The sequence below is a fragment of the Sphingobium sp. genome, assembly GCF_036170395.1.
GTDB lineage: Bacteria > Pseudomonadota > Alphaproteobacteria > Sphingomonadales > Sphingomonadaceae > Sphingobium.
In genome coordinates this window covers 72,442-92,396 of record NZ_JAVHPD010000010.1, presented here as the reverse complement: position 1 = coordinate 92,396, position 19,955 = coordinate 72,442, and the positions used below count along the sequence as shown (strand labels likewise).

Here is a 19,955-nt window from a genome sequence, read left to right as displayed (position 1 = left end):
CCTCAATTCCCGGTGTAGAGTTCGCCGATGGTCAGGCTCGCCTGGCCCCCGCTCTTTGCCAGCAGCTCCCGGATCGGCGCGACCAGCCGGGCCGACGCGCGCTGATTCTCCACAGTCCTCAGCAGCAGGCGGAAATCCTGCGGCGGCTGCGGCGTCACCAGCGCCACCACATGATCCGCGCCATAGGGCGGGATCACCTGGCTTTCGAGCACGGGCAGCGACTGGCCGGGCGCGAGCTGCCCGTCTTTGTCCTGCTCGGCCACCGGATAGAGGCGCTGCACCGTGCCGTCCGCCGCGATGTTGAACACGGTGGCGTAGCGCGGGCCGCTGGCGACCTGCGTCTGGGCGAGCGCCAGCGTCACCGGCGCGCCGGCGGGATAGCGCGCGCCATTGTCCTGCGGGCCGACCATCAGCCGCGCCGCCTGTTCCGACAGCATCGGCCGCAGCGCTTCGAGCGCCGCCCATTTGTCGATCACGCCGCGCACCTGCGCCGCCGTCTTCACATTCTGCGCCACCACGTCGCCGGTCCGCCGCAGCATCGCCTGCGCGCGCGCGTCCCATACGAAGTCCGCGCCCTGCCCGTCGGTCAGGATGCGCCAGGGATAGTCGCCGGTCACGCTCGCCCGCGCCTTCACGTCCGCGACATAGAGGCCGGGGAGCGGCGGCGGCGCGGGCGGGGCGGGCGGCGGCGGCACGGTGGCGAACAGCCCCTGCCCCTCGCGCCCCGGCGGGATGATCGTGTTGCTCTCCTGCCGCTGCCCGCTCAGCATCCGCACCTGGACGTTGAGATAGCTGCCCAGTTCGCCGATCGAGAGGCTGCCGTCGCCATTCTGATCGGCGGCCATGCCCTGCCCGTCGGGGCGCGGCGTCGTCAGCCCCTGCTCGAACGACCAGGTGAGGAAACCGCGCGTCGGCGCGCCCTCGACCGGCAGCGCGTTTTCCCAGGCGATCTGGTCGTCGCGCGCGGCGCTGATGTAGAAGAGGTTGGGCAGGTCGTCGCGGGTCGCGCCGGCCGGGGCAGCAGCATCACCGCCCGCCAGCACGCTGGCGAAGCGCGGCGCGGGTCGGGCCGCCAGCTCGACATTGCGCGCGCCCAGCGTCAGGCGCGGGGCCATGCCGCGCACGCGCGGATCGACCGAGCGGTGCAACGTGCCCGAATGACAGGTGTCCGCCATCATCAGCACCTGCACCCCGCGCGGCACATAGAGCGACAGCCAGGTGTAGAAATCCTTGTCGACGATGAACCGCTCGGGATCCTGCACATCGGGGTCGAAGCCGGGCAGCGGCAGAAACTGGTCGGTGTCGCCGTCGCGCGTCCCCTTGACCGCCGCTTCGGCGAGCGCGCCATGGCCGGTATAATAGAGGAAAATCCAGTCGCCCGGCTTTGAGCGCAGCCCCAGCGCATGGAGCGCGGTCTCGACCGTGGTGCGACTCACGCCTTCGTTGCGCAGCACCGTGACGTCCTGCGCGCCCTGCCCCCGGATCAGCGTCTCCATCGCCGTCAGGTCATTTTCCGGCCCGGCCAAGTCCATGATAAGTTTGGACTGGAACTGCCAGGAACCGACGAGCAGCGCGCGTGTCTCGGCAAAAGCGTAACCTGGATCAAGCAATAGTGTGACAACGAATGTTAATACTGTTGCCCAGAGTCCACGCTGCCGCTTCGACATTGGAAGCCCCTATGGTTTTTTATTGCCTCGACAAGCACATATCCATAATCGTAGGACGGTAATGAGAGCAATAACTATATCTTGACTCGGAGCGGACAGATGGCGGCATTTCGTTCCACTTTAACCATTGCAAGCTTTGGATTTCTTTTGGCGGCTTCGGCTAACGCTCTGGCGCAGCAGGACAACGCTCCGCCTCCGTCGGATCAGGGTGCGGCCGGGCGGGGCGTGCGGATCGTGCCGCCCGAGCCGGTTTCGCCGCCGCCCGTTGCAAATCCGCCACAGCCCGTCGCGCCGGTCGCCAATGCCGTCGCCGCCGACCCGGCGGTTGCGGTCGGTCCCGCCGCGCCCGCCGCGCTCAAGCCCTGCGACCGTCCGGTGAGCCGGCCGAACCTGCGCTTCGACCAGCCCGATGGTTTCGATTCCCGCCTTCGCTCGAAACTGCGGCGCGGCCGGACCGTGGTGGTCGATCTCGCCACCCCCTATGCCGCCGACAAGGAAGCGCCGCTGCCGCTCGGCGCATGGCTCAATGAAGTGAAGCAGAGCGGCGGCTCGGTCGAGGCGCAGCCCTATTGCGTCAAGGGCCGGGGCCTTGGCGGCTTCTTCGCCCGCTTGTTCGGCGGCGGCCCGGCGGAACCTTATAAGGCCGCGCGCCGCTATGACGCGGTGCTGCACGTCGATGCGCTGGACCAGCGCGTGACGCAGGTCAGCTTCACGCCGCGCAAGGCGCGTCCGTGACCGATCGGGCGACGGGGGGCGGGCGCGGCTGGTTCGCCACGCTGCTGCTGGGCTGGCTGCTCGCCGCCTGTGCGCTTGGCCCGGCCGCGCGCGCGGCGGAAGAGCCGCGCCTGGCGCTCGTCATCGTCAACGGCGCCTATCAGTCCTTCGACCGCCTGGGCTCCACCTATGGCGATGGCGAGAAAGTCGCCACGGCGCTCAACGCGACCGGCTTTGCCGACGCCAGCGGGCAGGGTCCGGTGCAGGTCCGTCGCGATCTCAGCCGCGCCGATATGCTGGCGGCGGTCGCCGATTTCCGCGCGAAGCTGGCGGCGGCTGGCCCCAAGGCGTTCGGGATGCTCTATTTCTCCGGCCATGGCGCGGCGCTCGGCAGCTATGGCGACGTCATGCTGCTGCCGGTCGATGCCGGCCGCGACCTGACGCCCGAAAGCGCTACCCTCACCCGCGCGGCGCTCACCCATAATCTCCTGGGGTCGGGCGCGAAGACGGTGCTGATCGTGCTCGACATGTGCCGCAACGTGCTGCCCGCGCCGCCGCCGTCGCTCACGCAGATGATCGCGGCCGAAACCGGAACCGAAGCGTCGGCGGTCGGCGAACTGGCCGGCAGCAAGGGGCTGCGCCGCATGATCCGCGCGCCGTCGGCGACGATCCGGCCCGACCAGGGCTATCTCGTCGCCTTCTCCACCAGCGCCGATCAGGTCGCGTTCGACGACGGCATCTTTTCCAAGGTGCTGGCCGAGGAAATCCGCCGGCCGCAGCAGAATATCGCCGATGCGCTGAAGCGCGTGTCCGATCGCGTTGCTTTGTCCTCGGGCAAGAATTTCCAGAAGCCGACCTTCGACTATGGGCTTCAGGGCGCGCCGCCCTGCTTCATCTCCTGCGACCGGGCGGCGAGCGACCGTTTCTACGACTGCGCCAACTGCCCGTGGATGCGCGCGATCCCCGCCGGCCTCAGCCCGTTCGGCTCGCCCGCCTCCGAACCCGGCCGGGGCGGGGACGAGGCGGTGCAGGCCGATGTGCGGATCGACAAGCCCTTCGCCATCGGCGTCTATGAAGTCACGATCGCCGAATGGAATGCCTGCGTGCGCGACAATGCCTGCGCGAAGCTCGGCAGCTGGTCGAAGGAAAACCCCAATCCGCTGATCCCGGCGACCGACATCAGCTATGAGGATGCGCAGGCGTTCCTCGCCTGGCTCAGCGTCCAGTCGGGCCGGGCCTATCGCCTGCCGACAGAGCAGGAATGGGAATATGCCAGCCGGGGCGGCGCATCCACCGCCTTCCCCTGGGGCGACGATATCGGCCCGTCCATGGCCAATTACGATCATACCGCCCGCTATCGCGGATCGGACACCGCACCCTATCGCGGCTATCCCGAGGCGGTGAACAGCTATCCCGCCAACGCCTTCGGTCTCAACCAGATGCAGGGCAATGTGTGGGAATGGACGTCGGGCTGCACCGACACGAGCTGCCGCGCGCGGGTGATAAGGGGCGGATCGTTCGAAAGCGCGCCCGACGCGCTCCGCTCCGCCAATCGCTTCACCGTGGCGCCGGGCAAGAGGCGGCAGGATGCCGGGTTGCGGGTGGTGCGCGACCTGGAACCGGATGAGGTCGGCAGCATCGGCTAGTTATTGTGATGGGTTCGCGCGTCGGCTGGGGCCGGGGCGCAGCAAGAGGGGTACGTTATGAAGACAATGATGATCGCCGCCACCCTGGCGGCGCTGCTTCCGGGCATCGCGCAGGCATCGCCTTATTATGCGAGCATCGGCAGCCCCAACAGCATGCAGCACACCGCCATCACCACGGCGCTCAACCTCAACGATCTCGACTATGACGATGATCCGGATACGCCGGGCTTCGACATCGAGGGCGATGCCGACACGATTGGCGGCGCTTTCACTTATTGGGGCAGCGCGGGGGTCGAGGGCCAGCGCTACGAGCTGCGCTACCAGAAGGCGATGCGCGTGTCGGAAGGCAGCCGCGCCCGCATACTGATCGATCCGGTGCTCAATGTCCTGCACGTCAATGACGGCCAGACCACGATCATGGGTACGCTATCGACCGGCGTCGAGCTGCCGGTCCAGCCCAACTGGCTCATCACCCCGCGCGTCGCCTATAGCGCCAGCGACAATGACGGCTATTTCGGCGCGAGCAGCGAAGTGCTGACCCTGTCGGCCACCAGCCGCTACAAGATCGCGCAGGTCGGCCGGGGCGATCTCACCATCGGCAACATGGTCGGCTGGTCGACCACCACCGATATCGGCATCGGCAAGGATCCGGGCTTCTATTTCAAGGAGGATGTCTGGTCCTTCCGCAACGGCGTCGCCTATCAGCTGCCGTTCAAGGGCCGGATGTTCGGCGGCCGCCAGGGTTCGCTGCGCGCCAGCTACACCTGGACCAAGCTCACCGGCGATCCGCAATCCTATGAGGATGTGCATGAAGCCGCGCTCAGCGTCGGCATCCGCACCCGCGAAGCCGAGCAGAAGAGCCGCGCCGAACAGCTGCGCATCGGCCTCATCTATACCCATGGCACCAGCAGCTTCTCGCATGATTTCGATTTCGACGCGGTGACGCTGACCGTGGGCTATCGCTTCTGACACAAGGCAATCTGGGGGAGGAACGGGTGATGACTCGCCGTCTCATGACATGGGGCCTGCCGGCGCTGGTGGCATTGACCGCCGGCGCATCCTGGGCGCAGCAGAGCGGCGAGCCGGTCTTCATGACCGGGGCCGCGCCCGTTTCTCCCGAAGATTACGCCAAATTCCCCAAACAGGGCCGCTTCCGCGCCTATCTGCCCAAGCGGGTGGACCTGTCCAACGCCTATCCGCCGCCCGGATCGCAGGGGCCGCAGCCCAATTGCGTCGCCTGGGCCACCACCTATGCGGCGCGCACCTTCCTCAATTTCCGTGACAAGGATGTGCAGCCGGCCCAGCCCGCCGACCAGATGAGCCCGGCCTATGTCTATAACCGGCTGCGCCCGCCCGGATCGCCCTGCACCGGCGCGATCACCATCGTCCAGGCGCTGACCCTGCTCAAGAATGAAGGCACGGTCAGCCTCGCCGAATTCCCCGACGACATGACCAAATGCGCGATCCCCGCGCCCGAAGCCTTGAAGGCGAAGGCCGGCGACTTCCGCCTGCTCGACTGGCGCGCGATCGACCGCGAAGTGAAGGACGACTGGCGCACGCCGATCATCCTCGACGACGTCAAGGGCGCGCTGGCGCGCGGCGCGCCGGTGATCTTCTCGATGCCGGTCGCCGCCGATTTCATGGCCTTTCGCGGCGACGGCATCTTCCGCCGTCCCGACAAGCCGCAGAAGCTCAATTATCACGCCATGGCGATCGTCGGCTATGACGAGGACCGCCAGGCGCTGCGGATCATGAACAGCTGGGGTCCGATCTGGGGCGACAAGGGCTATGCCTGGATCGACTATGACACGTTCAAGCTGCTGGCGGGCGAAGCCTATTCGCTCGAAGCGCCGCTGACGACGACCCCTACCGGCGTTTCGCCGCCGCCCCCGCGCACCGACGCGCAGAATTTCGCCGAGCAGATGGCGGCCATGCCCTGCGGCGCGGTGTCGGTGCAGGGGAAGAGCGTCACCGGCTTCTCCGGCGACCTCAACGCCATTGCCGCGCTCAGGGAAGCGGCGGCCAAGGCCGACCCGCAGCTCAGCTTCGCCGTCCGCCACCTCCCCTGGCCGCAATGCGAGGCGGCGCTGACCCTTGCCCAGCCGCTCAACCGGCAGGGAACCACCATCGCCGCGCTTACCGAGACCGGCGGCGCGCGTGATGGCGATCCGGTGGCGATGAAGGAGAATGACATTTTCGGCGTCAGTGCGACCACCACAAGCGCCCGCCCCTATCTCAGCATCATCTATCTTCAGGCGGACGGCAGCGCGGTGGAACTCAATCGCAGCCACCCCGAGCCCGATGCGAAGGGACAGCGCCGGGTGACGATCGGCCTCAGCAAGACGGCGCAACGCTATCAGGTCGCGCCGCCCTTCGGCGCCGAACTCATCCTCGCCCTCGCCTCGGACAAGCCCCTGTTCGGCGACGATGAAGTGGTGAGCGGCACCGAGCGCCAGTTCCTCACCCGGCTGCGCGCCAAGCTCGCCGCGCGCAAGGGCGACGGGGTCGCCGCCGCGCTGGTGCGGCTCCAGACCAGCAACTGACCCCGGCCATGGGGGGCAGGGCGCGCAAGGGGATCAGGGGGCTGAAAGTGCCCCATGTCGCGCCGGTCGTGCGCTTCGGCGCGATGGCGGTCGCTTTTGCACTCGGCACCTGGGGTTTTGCACAGGCCTATGGGCAGGCAGGCATGGCCTCGACCCTTGCGCAAGATGCGCTGCGCGCGCTGCGCCTGATCGTCGGGCAATTCCCGCAGGCGCTGGAAAATCGCGACCTGCCCTTGGCGCTCGACATCGCGCGCTGGGCGCTGCCGCTGCTGACCTTCTGGTCCACCGTTGCCCTCGCCTGGGAGCAGCTTCGCAATCCCCTGCGCCTCGCCCTTATCCGCGCGCGCGGCGACCATCTGGTGATCGCGGGCGATCCCGATGGCGGGCTCGCAGCGCAGGCGGCGCATGGCGCGATGGATGACGGCCGCCGGGTGCTGCTCTGGGCGCAGGACCGGCGCACGCCCTGGATCGCCGACGCGCTGGAGGCCGGCGCGGCCGAGGTGGAGCAGGCGAACGCCGAGGAAAGCGCCGCCGCGCTGGCGCTGGACAAGGCGCGCGCCGCCTTGCTGCTGTCGGGCGAGGCGCGCCACAATATCGCGCTCGCCTCCGCGTTGCTCGCGCAGGCCGCCAGAGTCCGCCCCGCCGGCGATCCGCTCGACATCATCCTGCGCGTCGACGATCTCGATCTGCGCCGCAGCATCGAGGGCCGCTTCGACCATGGCGACCGGCGCACCGCACGCGTCCGCCTCGCCGCCCTGCCCGACATCGCCGCGCGCCATCTCGCGCTCGCCCGGCCGATCGACGGCTTCGTGCGCGTCGGCGACGCAGCGCGCCCGGTCCTCTCGCTCGGCTTCACCCCGCTCATCGAGCGCTTCGTCCTGCGCACGCTCGCCGGCGGCCATTATCGCGACGGCGGCAAGCCCGGCTTCACCCTGTGCCTCCCCGGCGCGGCACAGGCGGAGGAGGGATTTCGCGCACGCAACCCCGGCGCGGATACGCTCTCCCCGGTTCGCTTCGTGGAGGCGCGGCTCGATCCCGCGCGGATCGGCGCGTTGTTGGCCGACGCGCCCGATCCGGTCGCCATCCTGATCGACGCCGGTGACGACGACCGCGCGCTCGCCCTCGCGCTGGCGGTCGATGCGCATTATCGCGCCGCCGACCGCCCTGCCCCACCGATCCATGTCCGCATGGACGGCGCGCCCGATCATCGCATCGGCGCTGGCATCCTCCCCTTCGGCGCGCTCGCCGACCTTGCCGATCCCGACATGCTGCTCCAGGACCGGCACGACGCGCTCGCCCGATCGATCCACGACTTCTATCTCGAAGGCCGCTTCACCGAGGGCGAGACGATCGGCGCGCGCGCATCCATGCAGGAATGGGAGGATCTGCCCGAGAGCTTCCGCGACGATAACCGCCTCGTCGCCGATTGCTACCAACTGAAGCTGCGCGACATCGGCGCGCGGCTGGTGGACGGAATCGGTCCCGGCCTGCACCTCACCCCCGACGAGCTGGAGGAACTCTCCCGCGCCGAGCATGACCGCTGGATGGCGGCGAAGCTGGTGCAGGGCTGGACCCATGCCCCCGTCCGCGACGACGCGCGCCGGCTGCATCCCGACATCGTCCCCTATGACGACCTCAGCGAAGCGATCAAGGATCTCGACCGCGAGCAGGTGCGGATCATGGCGCGGCTGCTCGGGGCTTCGGGCAAGCGCGCGCTACGAACGCTGACGGTCGCGCTGCTGCCTGGCGGCGCAGCGACCGATCCCGCCCCCCTGCTGGACGCGCTCGCCAGCCACTATCCCGATCGCGCCCCGGTACTTCTGGGCCTGTTCTCCGATCCTGCCGCGCGCGCCATACTAGCGGCAGGGCGCGGCGCGCTCGCCCAGCTTGCGCTTACCGGCCATGTCCAGCCGATCCTAGACAGGCTGCCCGCCAGCGAAGCCACAACGGCCGCCCGCCTCATCGATCGCGCCGACCGAATCCACGCGCTGCCGGCCGGTATCGATCCCGCCGCCTGGCTCGCCGACCAGGGCGACCTGCTCATCGGCGCGTCCAACGACCCGCGCGCCATCCGCCTCGACGCGGATGGCGGAATCGCGCGCGCGCCATGGACACGCTGAAAGGGCTGCCCAAGCTGCTCGCCGCGATCGGCGCGGGTCTCTGGCTCACCCTGCGCGCCGCCAGCGGCATGGCCCGCCGCACCCTGGCGGGCGACGCTCTGGCCCAGCGCCAAATGGCGCAGGCGCTTCCCGTCCATGTCTGGCGGCCGCTCCGCACGCTGCTCCCGCTCGCCGCGCTTGCCGGCGCGATCGCCGGGACAGGGGCAGCGCGGCTGCTTGCGCTGTACAACGCCCAGATCCCGGTGCTGACCGCCCTCGCCGCCATCCTGCTCCGCGACATCGCGCCTTTGCTCGTCGGCCTGTTCGCCTGCGGCAGCGTGTCGGTGGCGCTCGCCGCCCGCCTTGGCGCGATGGCGCTCAACCGCGAGATCGACGCGTTGGAAGCGCTCGGCCGCGATCCCGTCGCCCATGCGCTCGGCCCCTCGCTCGCCGCCGTGCTGCTGTCGATCCCCATCCATATATCGCTGGCAGCGGTGGCGGCGGTGATCGGCTGCGGCGTGCCGCTCGGCCTCATCGCCAATGTCGCCTGGCCGCTTTGGGCTGGCTACGCCCTTTCGCACGACGCGGCACAGGCGCTGCTCACCGGCATGGGCAAGCTGCTGCTCTACGCGCTCATCGCCTTCGCCGTCGGCAGCGCGGTCGGCGCGAAACCAGTCCGCTCTCCCGCCGATATCGGCCGACGCGCGATCACCGCCTTCACCGCTGGCCTCCTCGGCATCTTCGCCGCGGCGGCGATCTGGACCGGCCTTGCATGAGCGCGCTGCTCGCCTTCGATCATGTCAGCCTCGTCATCGGCGGCGCGCGGCTGCTCGACCAGATCGACTTGGCGCTGGAGCCGGGCGAGCGGATCGCGATCATCGGCGAAAGCGGCGCGGGGAAGGGCTGGCTGCTCAAACTCGCGCTCGGCCTCGTCGCCCCCAGCAGCGGCACGGTCATGCTGATGGACACGCTCCTCGATCAGGGCAGCGCGGACGCCCGCCGTCTCGCCCGCGCCCGCTGCGGCGTCGCGATGCAGGGCGCCTCGCTGCTCGGCGACCTCAGCGTCGAGGAAAATATGCGGCTCGCCCTCGGCAGCGCCGGCCCGCGCGCCGCGCGCCGCATCGACCGGCTGCTGCTGGAATTTGCGCTGGAACAGGCCGCCGCCACCCGCGCCGACGCGCTGTCGGTCGGCGAGCGCCGCCGCACCGAACTCGCCCGCGCCTTCGTCCGCGATCCCGAACTGCTGATCCTCGACGAACCCTTCGAAGGCGCCTTCGCGCGCGGTGACGCCCTCGAAGCGCAGGTCCGCCGCCGCATCGTGCCGCAAAAACGCGCGCTCCTGCTGCTGACGCAGGACGAAGCCCTCGCCGCCCGGCTCTGCAACCGCCTCTATCGGCTGGAGCGCGGCCGGCTGCTTCAGCAGGCGGCGGCCGAGACCGTCCCCGCCGCCACATCCTGAACGAAGCTCCCGACCGCCTGCTCGATCGCCCGGTCGAACGCCGCCGCGCGCGCTGTGCCCGATGCGCCGCTTACCGGAACGGTGCCGCACGCGCGGCCAGCCCACACCGCCTTGCCGCCCGCGACCTGCGTCACATCGAACGCCACCACCGCCTTCGCGCCGCCCGCCTCGCTCACTTCCTCGAACCGGTCGAGCACCGCCACTACTCGCCGGTCTGCGGCCAGCGGCAGGTTCGGCCCCGTCACGCTGGCAAACCGCGTCCGCAGCCCCACCACCAGCGCGCGGGCCAGGCTGTCGGCCGGCGGCTCCTCCCAGAACAGGGTCGCCGCCTGGCGTATCTCGCCCGGCGCGTCCGCATCGACATAGGCATAGCGCAGCCCGCCGATCGCCCCACGCGCCTGCACCGGCGATACCGCAAAGCTCGGGCTTGCCGCCACCACCCCCGCCGCAAAGCGCGGCGACAGGCGCATAGTGACGGGTGTATCCCCGCCCTTCAAGGCGGCGCACCCGGCCAGCCACAGCAGCAACAGCGGAGCCACCAGCCTCATTTCGCGCCTCCCGGCGGAGGCGGATCGGCATAACGCTGCCCCCGTATCGCATAGGTCGGATCGCCCGCCAGCCGCTCGGACAGGCTGCCCAGGCTCGCGCTGGTGCGCTCCAAATTGGCGCTCGTCGCCACCAGAGAGGCCGACGCCCCCTCCAATATCCCGCGCACCTCGCCCGCGCTGCTGCGTCCTTCGGCGAGCAGCCCGGCGATGCTCGCCTGATTTTGCGCCACCAGCGCCTGCGTCTCGCGCAAGATGCCGTTGAGCGCGGCGACATCGATCTGCGACGCCCGCCCGCTCGCCTGCCGCACGTTCGATAGCGTCAGCGCAATATCCCCCTTGCCCGGCGCGAAACTCCGGTCGAGCTGCGTCGACAGGCTATTGAGCGCCGCCAGCGTCTGCGTCGCGTTCTGCGCCACTTGCGCCATGTCGACCGCGCTCGATCCGTCGCCCTGCAACATCCCCGACAGCTTCTGCGCCATGGCATTGGCGGTCCGCGCCACGGCCGCCGCCTCGCCGATCGCGGTCGCGGCGGTCTCGAACAGGTCGGCGGCGCGGCGGCATCCCGGCAACGCCTCGCCGCCCGCCCCGCCCGGCACCGGATCGCAGCCATAGGCCAGTCGCGCCGCGCGACATTGGGCAGGCGCCGTCTCCAGCGCGACGAGTTCGATGCGCGGCGCGGTCAGCGGATTGGCCGACGCCACCGTGGCGAAGGCGCAGTCCGACGGCCGCCAGTCCCGGTCCACCCCCATGCGCACGGCAAAGATGCGCCGCGCGCCATCAAGGTCGATCGACCGCACCGCCCCGATCGGCGCGCCGCGAAAATAGACGGGAACGCCGGGCGACACGCCCTCGACATCGTCGAAGCTGGTGGCGACCACCCGCTGGCGGAAGAAGGGATCGGGCACCAGCGCGAGCACGGCGACGACCATGATCGCCAGCAGCGCCGCGCCCAGGCCCCATCTGATCTGCGTAACCGAGTCCGGCGCCATGCCCCCACTCCCCTCGCCAAAGAACAGACCCGGCCGGGGTTCTTGTCAAGCGGCAACGCCTTGATCCGCGTTAGAGGAGCCCCAGTCGCGCGAGGTCGTTCAGCATCGCGGGCGGCATCGCGTCCAGATCGTCCGCCTCGCCGCCATCCAGATCGGGCGGCGCATCCTTATCCTCCAGATAGCGCCATCCCTGATGCGCGCGCTTGGGGGTCGATCGCACCGCGATCAGCCTCGGCTCCAGCTTGATCCAATGCCGGCCCGTCCCGGTTTCCTCGAACCCCAATATCGGGCTGCGTCCGACGATCCGGTGCTGGTGAATCCAGAATAGCGACCCGCCCGCCATCTCCGCCACCCGCTTGGGCAGATAGCGGGTCGAGGTGCGCGCCTCCCCCGGCTGGCTTTCCAGCCAGACGCGCAAGGTGGCGGGGCTTTCGGTCCCGAACGCGATCTTGGTGATGTTGAGCGGCATATTGACTAGGGCTTCCAGACGCAGTGCTCCTGCGAAAGCAGGAGCCCAGGGTGGATGGCACAGCGCGTGCCGCCCTGGGTTCCTGCTTTCGCAGGAACACGTCATCTCAGATGGGGACTTGCTTCACCCCGTCAATCCCGCCGCCGTCGCCAGCCCCAGGAAAGCCAGGAACCCCATCGAATCGGTAATCATGGTGACGAAGATGGAGGACGCCACCGCCGGGTCGAGATTGAGCCGGTCGAACGCCAGCGGCACCGCCGCGCCGGCGAGGCCCGCCGTCACGATATTGGTAATCATCGCCGCCGCAATCACCCCGCCGAGCGCCGGATTCTGGAACACCAGCGCCACGCCCAGCCCCAGAACCAGCGCGACGGTCGCCCCGTTCAATATGGCGACGCGAATCTCGCGCAAGATAGTCCGCCGCGCGTTCGATCCGGTGATCTGGTTGGTCGCGAGCGCGCGCACCGTCACCGCCATCGTCTGGCTGCCGGCATTGCCGCCCACCCCCGCGACGATCGGCATCAAGGTGGCAAGCGCCACCATCTTCTCGATCGTGCCCTCGAAAATGCCGATGATGGTCGATGCGACCAACGCAGTGACGAGGTTGGTGAGCAGCCAGCGCACCCGCGCGCGATAGCTGTCCATCACCGGCTCGTTGATGTCGCCCTCGCCCGCGCCCGACAGGCGGAGGATATCCTCGCCCGCTTCCTGCGAGATAATGTGGACCACATCGTCCACCGTTATCATGCCGACCAGCCGGCCGCTCGCGTCCACCACGGCGGCGGAGATCAGCGCATATTTCTGGAAGCGCAGCGCCACTTCCTCCTGGTCCATGTCGACCGGGATCAGCGTCTGCTCGCGCTTCATGAGGTCGGCCATGGCGATGCCGCGCGGGCAGGTCAGTATCCAGCTGAGCTGGGCATAGCCCACCGGCCGATGCGCCGCGTCGACGATGTAGATTTCCCAGAAGTCGCGGGTCAGATCGGCATTGTCGCGCAGATAGTCGATCACCTGGCCCACGGTCATATGCTCGGGCACCGCGACCAGGTCGCGCTGCATCAGGCGGCCGGCCGACTCCTCGGGATAGGACAGCGCGCTTTCGATCGCGGCGCGGTCCTCCGGCTCCATCGCCTCGAGCACGGCCTGCTGGTCGGCCGCCTCCATATCCTCGATGATGGCGACGGCGTCGTCGGTGTCGAGTTCGGCGGCGAATTCCGCGACCTGCTCGGGCGCGAGCGCGCCGATCAGGTCGTCGCGGACATAGTCGTTGAGTTCGGATAGAACCTCCGCGCCGACCAGGTCGCCCAGCGCCGCCGCCACCTCGGCGCGCCGCTCGGACGGGGTCAGTTCCAGCAGGTCGGCGATGTCGGCGGGGTGGAGCGGCGACACCAGCTCGCGCGCGGTTTCGCTATCGCCTTCCTCCACCGCGTCGAGCACGGCGGTCAGAAATTCGGGTTTCAGCCGGTCGTCCTCGTCATGGCTGGCCTCGGCCGCCTCGATCAGAATCGAGGTCTGGTCATCCCCATGGCGCAAGGGGTCGGCCATATCGCCGCGCTCGCTCATCGCGCCCCCTACTGTCCGGTTCCTGTAACATGTCGTCGCTTTCGCCCATGGGCCACGGAAAAGCAATGGGCAGTCAGCGCTTCCATCCCGGTCTTTAGCCTTTATATGGGCTCGACCTACCCCTTCCCCGGCAAGAGAGGATTTCCATGGCCGACGACACGCTCACACTCACCCTCGACAGCGGCGGCGATGTCGTCATCAAGCTGCGGCCCGACCTCGCGCCCGGCCATGTCGCGCGCATCGTCGAGAACGCCAAGGAAGGCTTTTACGACGGCGTCGTGTTCCACCGCGTCATCCCCGGCTTCATGGCGCAGGGCGGCGATCCGACCGGCACCGGCATGGGCGGCCACCCCGACAAGCCCGACCTCAAGGCCGAATTCAGCCGCGAACCGCATGTGCGCGGCGTCTGCTCGATGGCGCGCGCGTCCAATCCCAACAGCGCCAACAGCCAGTTCTTCATCTGCTTCGACGATGCCACCTTCCTCGACGGCCAATATACCGTCTGGGGCGAAGTGACGTCGGGCATGGAGCATGTCGACGCTCTGCCCAAGGGCGAACCGCCGCGCACGCCGGGCAAGATCGTGACCGCGACTGTCAGCTAGAACATCGAGCATTTAATCTGATCCGTTCGCTTCGAGCAGGTTCGAGCGAAGTCGAGAACCGTCCGTCGAGAAGGCCGTCGCAAGCGTTCTCGATACGCCTTCTCGACTTCGCTCGAAGTCTACTCGAACCGAACGGAGGGTGTTCGGATTTGAGGCTCGGCGCTCTTATAGCATCGTCACCCCGCACTTGGTCCGGGATGACGCCAAAGTCGACATGATCCCGCGTTACGGCCGCTTGCGGGCCATGCCGTCGGTCATCGAAATGGGCTGCGCCACCGCCGCATTGTCCGCGACCCCCGGCGTCTCCGGCGCGACATAGGCGCTGATGCTCTCGATATGCCAGCGCCTTTGCTCGGCGGTCGATCCAGGCACGTCGTTGACCCGGCGCAGCACCACCTGTCGCAGCGTGTAGAAGGGCTTCCCGGTCGCGGCGATGCGGCCATAGACCTGCACGGGCACCGTCACATAGCTGGAGCCCGCCGCGCCTTCGGGATCGGACGGCGCGCCGATACTGGCGTGAATTTCGCTGAAGCCCCGGAAGCGCGCGGCGAAGCGTGCATCGTCCTGCATGCCGATAGCGCCGGCAGGATCCCACAAATCCTGCGCGTCCTCGAACCTTTTTTCCTCCAGCAGGCCATAATAGCCCTGCACCACCTGCGCCGCGCCCTGCGCGCTGTCGGGATCGATCGCGCCTTCCTCCAGCGGCGCGGGATCGACCGGCAGCCCGCCCGGCGTTCCCGGTTCGGGCGGGGTCAGCGGCTCCATCAGCGCCAGCGCCTCGGCGCGGATATTATTCTCCACCTGGACGCTGTTCGCCCCGTTGGCGAGATTGTCGATCGCGCTCTCCTCCCGCCCGTCGCAGCCGGCGACGAGCAGGAGGGAGAGCAGCGCGGCGGCCTTCAGGTCAGCCCGCATCAGTCGGGGCGCGCCCTTGAACCACGCTCGCGCCCGCCGCCCCAGCTGCGCTGCGGACGATCGGCGCGCGGCGCATTGCCCGCGCCCCAATTGCGTTGCGGTCGCTCCATGCGCGGCTGGCCGGTGCCGGGCTGCGGCTGCGGGCGAGCAGCGTCATTGCCGCGCCAGCGGTTGCGCCCGCCATCTACGCCGGGCTGCGGCGGCTGGCCGTCCCAGCGCCGGCCATTCCATGGCCCGCGCCCCTGCTCACCGGCGCCGGGCCGCCCGCTCCACTGACCGTCATTGGGCCGCCCGTCGCCGGGGCGCCCGTCGCGCCAGTTGCGGTCGCGCCCGCGCCAGCGATCGCCGTCGGGCCTGCGGCCGGACCATTGCCCGTCACGCCGCCCTTCCCACCGGCGGCCTTCCCAATAGCGCCGCTGTCCATCGTTCCAGCGATGCCGGCGGCCGCCCCGGTCATAGACATAATAGCCGCTGCCGGGATAATAGAAGCCGTCATACCAGCCATAATAGCCGGCCCCGGCATAGCCCGGTCCCCAATAGGGGTCGTAGCCGCCGCCATAATAGCCGCCATTGCCATAATAGCCGGTGCCGACACTCACGCCGCCATAGCCATAGCCGTCATCATAGCAGCCGCTGAGCGCGAACGCGCCGGCGAGACCCGCCAGCGCCATTAACCGACGTCGGATGCCCGTCATCGCCTGTCTCCTGAATATATTTCTGATGTCGGAGTAACGCGCGCGAGTTGAATTGGTTGTGAATGAAAGTTGCGGGTGAATATCGTTTATCGCAGGTTCAGATAAGGCCCATTCCGTTCATCCAAGTGACAGAAACCGTGCCGTTTCCGTCACATAAGGGGGCTTTGCCGGCCTTTCTCACAAAGTTTCGGAAACCTTCTTCTATCCCCGATCATTGATGGTCCTGTCGACGCAGCGCCGCTTGGAGCGAGCCGGTCGGCCCGGCGGGTCCACACCGCCGCTTATCCCACACAATAAAACAAGGGTCACACCTCATGAAGACACTGCTTTTCACGGCGGTCGCCGCCGCGTCTTTGTTCCCCGTCGCCGCCATGGCGCAGGAGGATGCAGGCTCCACCCGCCGCGTCGAACCTTATGTCGGCGTCATGGGCGGCGTGCATAATTTCGATAGCGAGACCGGCAAGGAAGGCATCCCGCCCGTCGGCTATAAGGGCCGTATGGTCGAGAGCGTCGCCGGCGTGAACTATAATGTCGCCGGCCCGGTCGTCCTCGGCGTGGAGGGCACCGCGTCCAAGGGCGTGTCGGGCGACATCGACTGGGAATATGGCGTCGCGGGCCGCGCCGGCGTGAAGGCAGGCAAGGACAGCCTGATCTTCGGCAAGGTCGGCTATAAGTGGGTCAATTTCGACGCGCTCGGCCCGGACAGCCCGGACTTCCACGGCACCACCTATGGCGCGGGCGTCGAACTCTCGCCCGCCGACATGGGCAGCTCGGCGCAGAGCAGCAATATCCGCCTCCGCGTCCAGGCCGACACGATGGGCAATTTCCGCTCGATCCGCCCGATGGCGGGCGTCGTCGCGAAATTCTGATCTGAGACAGGGCGGGTCTGCGTGACCCGCTCCGTCACTTGGTCAGCGCCTTCGGGCGCTGGGGTCCGGGGCGGCCATGGACTGCGGCCGTCCCGGATTCTATTTATCAGCCTATGCGGACCCGTCCTGGCATCTGCGCCCGGAAGGCGCGCTATCCCTCGCTGGCGGACGCCACCGCCGTCGCCCTGCGCGCCAGCATCACCCTGCGCCCCTATCGCTGTGCCCTTTGCCGTGACTGGCACCTGACCAGCCGGACCAAGGGGATGCGGAGCCTGCGCCCTTGAGCGCTTACCCGCTGTTCCGCAGCGCCGTCGCGATCGCGTTGATCGACAGCTCGATCCCTTCCTTGATCCGCGCATCGTCCTCGCCCGCCCGGTGGCGCTTGAGCAACTCCACCTGCAACAGATTGAGCGGCTCGATATAGGGCAGCCGCAGCCGGATCGACTCGTCGAGCGCCGGATTCTTCTCCAGCAGCCGCCCCTGCCCGGTCGCCGCCAGCAGACCGTCATGCGCCTGTGCCCACCCGTCGCGGATGCGCCCGAAGATCGCCTCCGCCTTCCCCTGATCCTCGACCAAAGGCAGGTAGCGCGCCGCGATGCCCAGGTCCGATTTCGCCAGCACCATCTCCAGATTGGCGAGCGCCGATTTGAGGAAAGCCCAATGCTGCGCCATGTCCGCCAGCAGCGCCTTGTCCTCGAAAGCGGTGAGCGCGTGGCCCACGCCATACCAGCCCGGCAGCATCACCCGCGCCTGCGCCCAGCTGAACACCCAGGGGATGGCGCGCAGATCCTCGATCGCATTGCTCTTGGTCCGGCTCGCCGGTCGCGATCCGATCTTCAGGCCCGCAATTTCCTGGATCGGGGTCAGCTCGCGGAAAAATTCCTTGAACCCCTCGGTGCCGTAAACCAGGTCGCGATAGGCGGCAAAAGCGCTCTTCGACAGCGCATCCATCGCCCCGGCAAAGCGCTCGGCGTCGCGCGCCGAAATCGGCTCGGGCTCCAGGCTGGCGAGCAATGTCGCGCTCGTCATCGCTTCCAGATTGGTCATGGCGACGTCGCGCGTGCCGAATTTCGCGGCGATCACCTCGCCCTGCTCGGTGATGCGGATGCGCCCCTGCACGCTCCCGCGCGGCTGCGCCTGAATGGCGGCGAAGGCGGAACCGCCGCCCCGCCCCACCGCGCCGCCGCGCCCGTGGAACAACTGCATCGCCGCGCCCGCCTCGGCGAACACCGGCTCCAGCGCCTGGCTCGCCTTGTAGAGGCTCCAGGTCGAGGTGATATAGCCGCCATCCTTGTTGCTGTCCGAATAGCCGATCATCACTTCCTGATGGCCGCGCGCCTTCACCACCCCGGCGATCTCAGGCAGGCCGAAATAGGCGGTCATGATGCTGGGCGCGGCCTCCAGGTCGGCGATCGTCTCGAACAGCGGGATCGCCATCACGGCGGCCTGCGGCGGCGCGCCGTCCACCCCCGCGCGCCACAGTCCCGCCTCCTTGAGGAGGATATTGACCTCCAGCAGGTCGGACACGCTCTCCGCCTTGGAAATGATATAGTGGGTGATGCAAGCCGGCCCGTAGGTCCGGTGCGCCTTCGCCGCCGCATGGACGATCGCCAGTTCCGACGCGGTCTCCTCGCTATAGTCGCTGAACGGCGCGCCCAGCGGCCGGTTGTTCGCCAGCTCGCGCCGCAGCAGCGCGATCCGCGCATATTCGTCGAGCGCCAGATAATCGGCCTCGACCCCGGCGACCTTCAGCAGTTCGGCGACCACCCGCTCATGCACGGCGCTATTCTGCCGCATGTCGAGCGTGGCGAGGTGGAAGCCGAACGTCTCGACCGCGCGAATGAGCCGCCCCAGCGCGCCGCCGGTCGCCAGCGCCCCGTCGCCCTCGCTCGCCAGCCCCTGCGCCACGGTGACGAGGTCGCGGCGCAACTCCTGCGGGCTGGCATAAGGTTCGCCCTTCAACGTCGCCGGCCGGGCCGGCTGCGCGCCGGTCAGCGCGGTGCAGGTCGCCGCCAGCCGCGCATAAATGCCCGACAGCGCCCGCCGATAGGGCTCGTCCTTGCGGCTCGCCGATGCGTCGCCGCTCGCCTCGGCCAGCGCCAGTACGGCGTCGGGCACATGCGCGAGTTCGGTCGAGAGCGAGAGTTCCGCCCCCAACCCGTGCAGCGCGTCAAGATAATAAGCGATCGCCGCGCCGCAGCCTTTCTTGAGCGCCAGCTCAAGCTGCTCGGCCTGGACGAAGGGATTGCCGTCGCGGTCGCCGCCAATCCAGTTGCCCAGCCGCAGAAAACTCTGCGGCCGCGCCCCCAGCACCCGCTCCCACCGCGCATAGAGCGCCGGCAGCACCGGCAGGAAAACATCGCGGAAATAAGCGAGCACATTCTCGATCTCGTCGGCGACGAACAGCTTCTCGCGCCGCAAGGGGCGCGTCTGCCAGAGCAGCGCGATCTGGCGGAAGATCGCCTCGTCCAGATTTTCGCCCTCGTCGGTCTCGGTCCGCCCCGCGTCCTTGAGCAGCATGAGCGCAGCGATGCGGTTCTTATGGTCGATCATGCTCTTGCGCCGCACCTCGGTCGGGTGCGCCGTCATCACCGGCACGATCAGCGACCGGGACAGCAGCTCCAGCACCGCATCCCGCCCCACGCCCTCCTTCTCCAGCCGCTCGATCGCCGACGCCACGTCCGCGCCCGGTTCGGCCGCCACCCCCTGCCGGTCCTCGGCCAGGTTGGCGAGCATCGAAAACAGCATGAAGCCGCGCGTGAAGGCCAGCGTATCGTCGAGGCTCAGCGCCTCAAGCCCGGTGTCGGTCAGGTCCGCGCCCTGCACCCCCCGCGCCCGGTCGACCGAGGCGGAGCGGATATATTCGGTCTGCTTGTAGAGCTTCTCCCCGCCATAGGCGCGAATGACGTCGCCGAGCAGCTTGCCCAGATAGCGGATATCGGGATTTTGCGAGATCGCAGGAGCGGACGGATTGGATGCCAGAGTCGCCATGGCTGTGGATGCTGCATCGCAGCAAGGCGGCGGTCAAGGCAAAGCGGCCATATCGGCCGATGTCGCCCGCTAGCGCTCTTTCAAAATAGGAAATTCTCTGATCTATGCTGATCGATGACGATCCTGTCCCTTGCCTTTCCGCTTCTCGCGCCTCGACGCGCAACTGTCGCGTCACCGTGACCCGAT

Annotated in this window: 18 protein-coding genes; 10 read left to right on the top strand and 8 right to left on the bottom strand. The window is 68.5% G+C overall.

Going from position 1 to position 19,955, the window contains the following annotated elements; genetic code table 11:
- Positions 1-2: 2 nt before the first annotated feature.
- Entirely contained in the window at positions 3-1,610 is a 1,608-nt protein-coding gene (locus V2B31_RS04310; protein WP_328275691.1) for a caspase family protein, read from the bottom strand.
- Between the two features lie 204 nt (positions 1,611-1,814).
- Here V2B31_RS04310 and V2B31_RS04305 point away from each other — a divergent pair, with 204 nt between their 5' ends.
- Genes V2B31_RS04305 through V2B31_RS04275 form a run of 7 tightly spaced genes read left to right on the top strand, consistent with a single transcriptional unit; the run spans position 1,815 to position 10,128 of the window.
- On the top strand, positions 1,815-2,402 hold the full coding sequence (locus V2B31_RS04305; protein WP_328275689.1) for a hypothetical protein: 588 nt from the start codon (positions 1,815-1,817) through the stop codon (positions 2,400-2,402).
- Positions 2,399-4,027: an SUMF1/EgtB/PvdO family nonheme iron enzyme gene (locus V2B31_RS04300; RefSeq protein WP_328275687.1), complete on the top strand. Its 1,629-nt coding sequence runs from the start codon at positions 2,399-2,401 to the stop codon at positions 4,025-4,027. The genes V2B31_RS04305 and V2B31_RS04300 overlap by 4 nt, the downstream gene beginning before the upstream one ends.
- Before the next feature lie 57 nt (positions 4,028-4,084).
- Positions 4,085-4,996, top strand: coding sequence for a hypothetical protein (locus V2B31_RS04295; protein WP_328275685.1), 912 nt, complete (start codon positions 4,085-4,087; stop codon positions 4,994-4,996).
- A 29-nt stretch (positions 4,997-5,025) separates the two neighbouring features.
- Positions 5,026-6,570 carry a C1 family peptidase gene (locus tag V2B31_RS04290; protein WP_328275683.1) on the top strand — a complete coding sequence of 515 codons (1,545 nt, stop codon included), beginning with the start codon at positions 5,026-5,028 and terminating at the stop codon, positions 6,568-6,570.
- Positions 6,571-6,578: 8 nt separating this feature from the next.
- Positions 6,579-8,690: a RyR domain-containing protein gene (locus V2B31_RS04285; protein WP_328275681.1), complete on the top strand. Its 2,112-nt coding sequence runs from the start codon at positions 6,579-6,581 to the stop codon at positions 8,688-8,690.
- Positions 8,678-9,445, top strand: coding sequence for an ABC transporter permease (locus V2B31_RS04280; protein ID WP_328275679.1), 768 nt, complete (start codon positions 8,678-8,680; stop codon positions 9,443-9,445). Before V2B31_RS04285 ends, V2B31_RS04280 begins: the two co-directional genes overlap by 13 nt.
- The gene (locus V2B31_RS04275; RefSeq protein ID WP_328275677.1) at positions 9,442-10,128 is read left to right on the top strand and encodes an ATP-binding cassette domain-containing protein; all 687 of its coding nucleotides are present in this window, start codon (positions 9,442-9,444) and stop codon (positions 10,126-10,128) included. Before V2B31_RS04280 ends, V2B31_RS04275 begins: the two co-directional genes overlap by 4 nt.
- Here the strand turns inward: V2B31_RS04275 and V2B31_RS04270 are convergent.
- The 4 genes from V2B31_RS04270 to mgtE form a co-directional block, all read right to left on the bottom strand.
- Positions 10,086-10,676, bottom strand: coding sequence for an ABC-type transport auxiliary lipoprotein family protein (locus tag V2B31_RS04270; protein WP_328275675.1), 591 nt, complete (start codon positions 10,674-10,676; stop codon positions 10,086-10,088). The two genes, V2B31_RS04275 and V2B31_RS04270, sit on opposite strands and share 43 nt — an antisense overlap.
- Positions 10,673-11,665 (bottom strand): MlaD family protein, encoded by a 993-nt coding sequence (locus V2B31_RS04265; RefSeq protein WP_328275673.1) that lies wholly within the window; start codon positions 11,663-11,665, stop codon positions 10,673-10,675. Before V2B31_RS04265 ends, V2B31_RS04270 begins: the two co-directional genes overlap by 4 nt.
- A gap of 70 nt (positions 11,666-11,735) precedes the next feature.
- Complete coding sequence (locus tag V2B31_RS04260) at positions 11,736-12,134, bottom strand: DUF1489 family protein (RefSeq protein WP_328275671.1); 399 nt, start codon at positions 12,132-12,134, stop codon at positions 11,736-11,738.
- Positions 12,135-12,257: 123 nt separating this feature from the next.
- On the bottom strand, positions 12,258-13,697 hold the full coding sequence (mgtE, locus tag V2B31_RS04255; protein ID WP_328275669.1) for a magnesium transporter: 1,440 nt from the start codon (positions 13,695-13,697) through the stop codon (positions 12,258-12,260).
- Between the two features lie 146 nt (positions 13,698-13,843).
- Here mgtE and V2B31_RS04250 point away from each other — a divergent pair, with 146 nt between their 5' ends.
- Positions 13,844-14,299, top strand: coding sequence for a peptidylprolyl isomerase (locus V2B31_RS04250; RefSeq protein ID WP_328275667.1), 456 nt, complete (start codon positions 13,844-13,846; stop codon positions 14,297-14,299).
- Between the two features lie 225 nt (positions 14,300-14,524).
- On the opposite strand, the gene V2B31_RS04245 is transcribed toward V2B31_RS04250, so the two are convergent.
- A complete protein-coding gene (locus tag V2B31_RS04245; RefSeq protein WP_328275665.1) occupies positions 14,525-15,214 on the bottom strand; it encodes a hypothetical protein in 690 nt (229 codons plus the stop codon).
- Entirely contained in the window at positions 15,214-15,909 is a 696-nt protein-coding gene (locus tag V2B31_RS04240; RefSeq protein WP_328275663.1) for a peptidase, read from the bottom strand. Before V2B31_RS04240 ends, V2B31_RS04245 begins: the two co-directional genes overlap by 1 nt.
- Positions 15,910-16,223: 314 nt before the next feature.
- On the opposite strand from V2B31_RS04240, the gene V2B31_RS04235 reads away from it, so the two are divergent.
- Positions 16,224-16,778, top strand: a complete 555-nt coding sequence (locus V2B31_RS04235) for an outer membrane protein (protein ID WP_328275661.1) — start codon at positions 16,224-16,226, stop codon at positions 16,776-16,778.
- Positions 16,779-16,891: 113 nt separating this feature from the next.
- Positions 16,892-17,062 carry a hypothetical protein gene (locus V2B31_RS04230; protein ID WP_328275659.1) on the top strand — a complete coding sequence of 57 codons (171 nt, stop codon included), beginning with the start codon at positions 16,892-16,894 and terminating at the stop codon, positions 17,060-17,062.
- Positions 17,063-17,066: 4 nt separating this feature from the next.
- Here the strand turns inward: V2B31_RS04230 and ppc are convergent, their stop codons facing one another.
- Positions 17,067-19,769, bottom strand: a complete 2,703-nt coding sequence (gene ppc / locus V2B31_RS04225) for a phosphoenolpyruvate carboxylase (RefSeq protein ID WP_328275657.1) — start codon at positions 19,767-19,769, stop codon at positions 17,067-17,069.
- Positions 19,770-19,955: the final 186 nt, after the last annotated feature.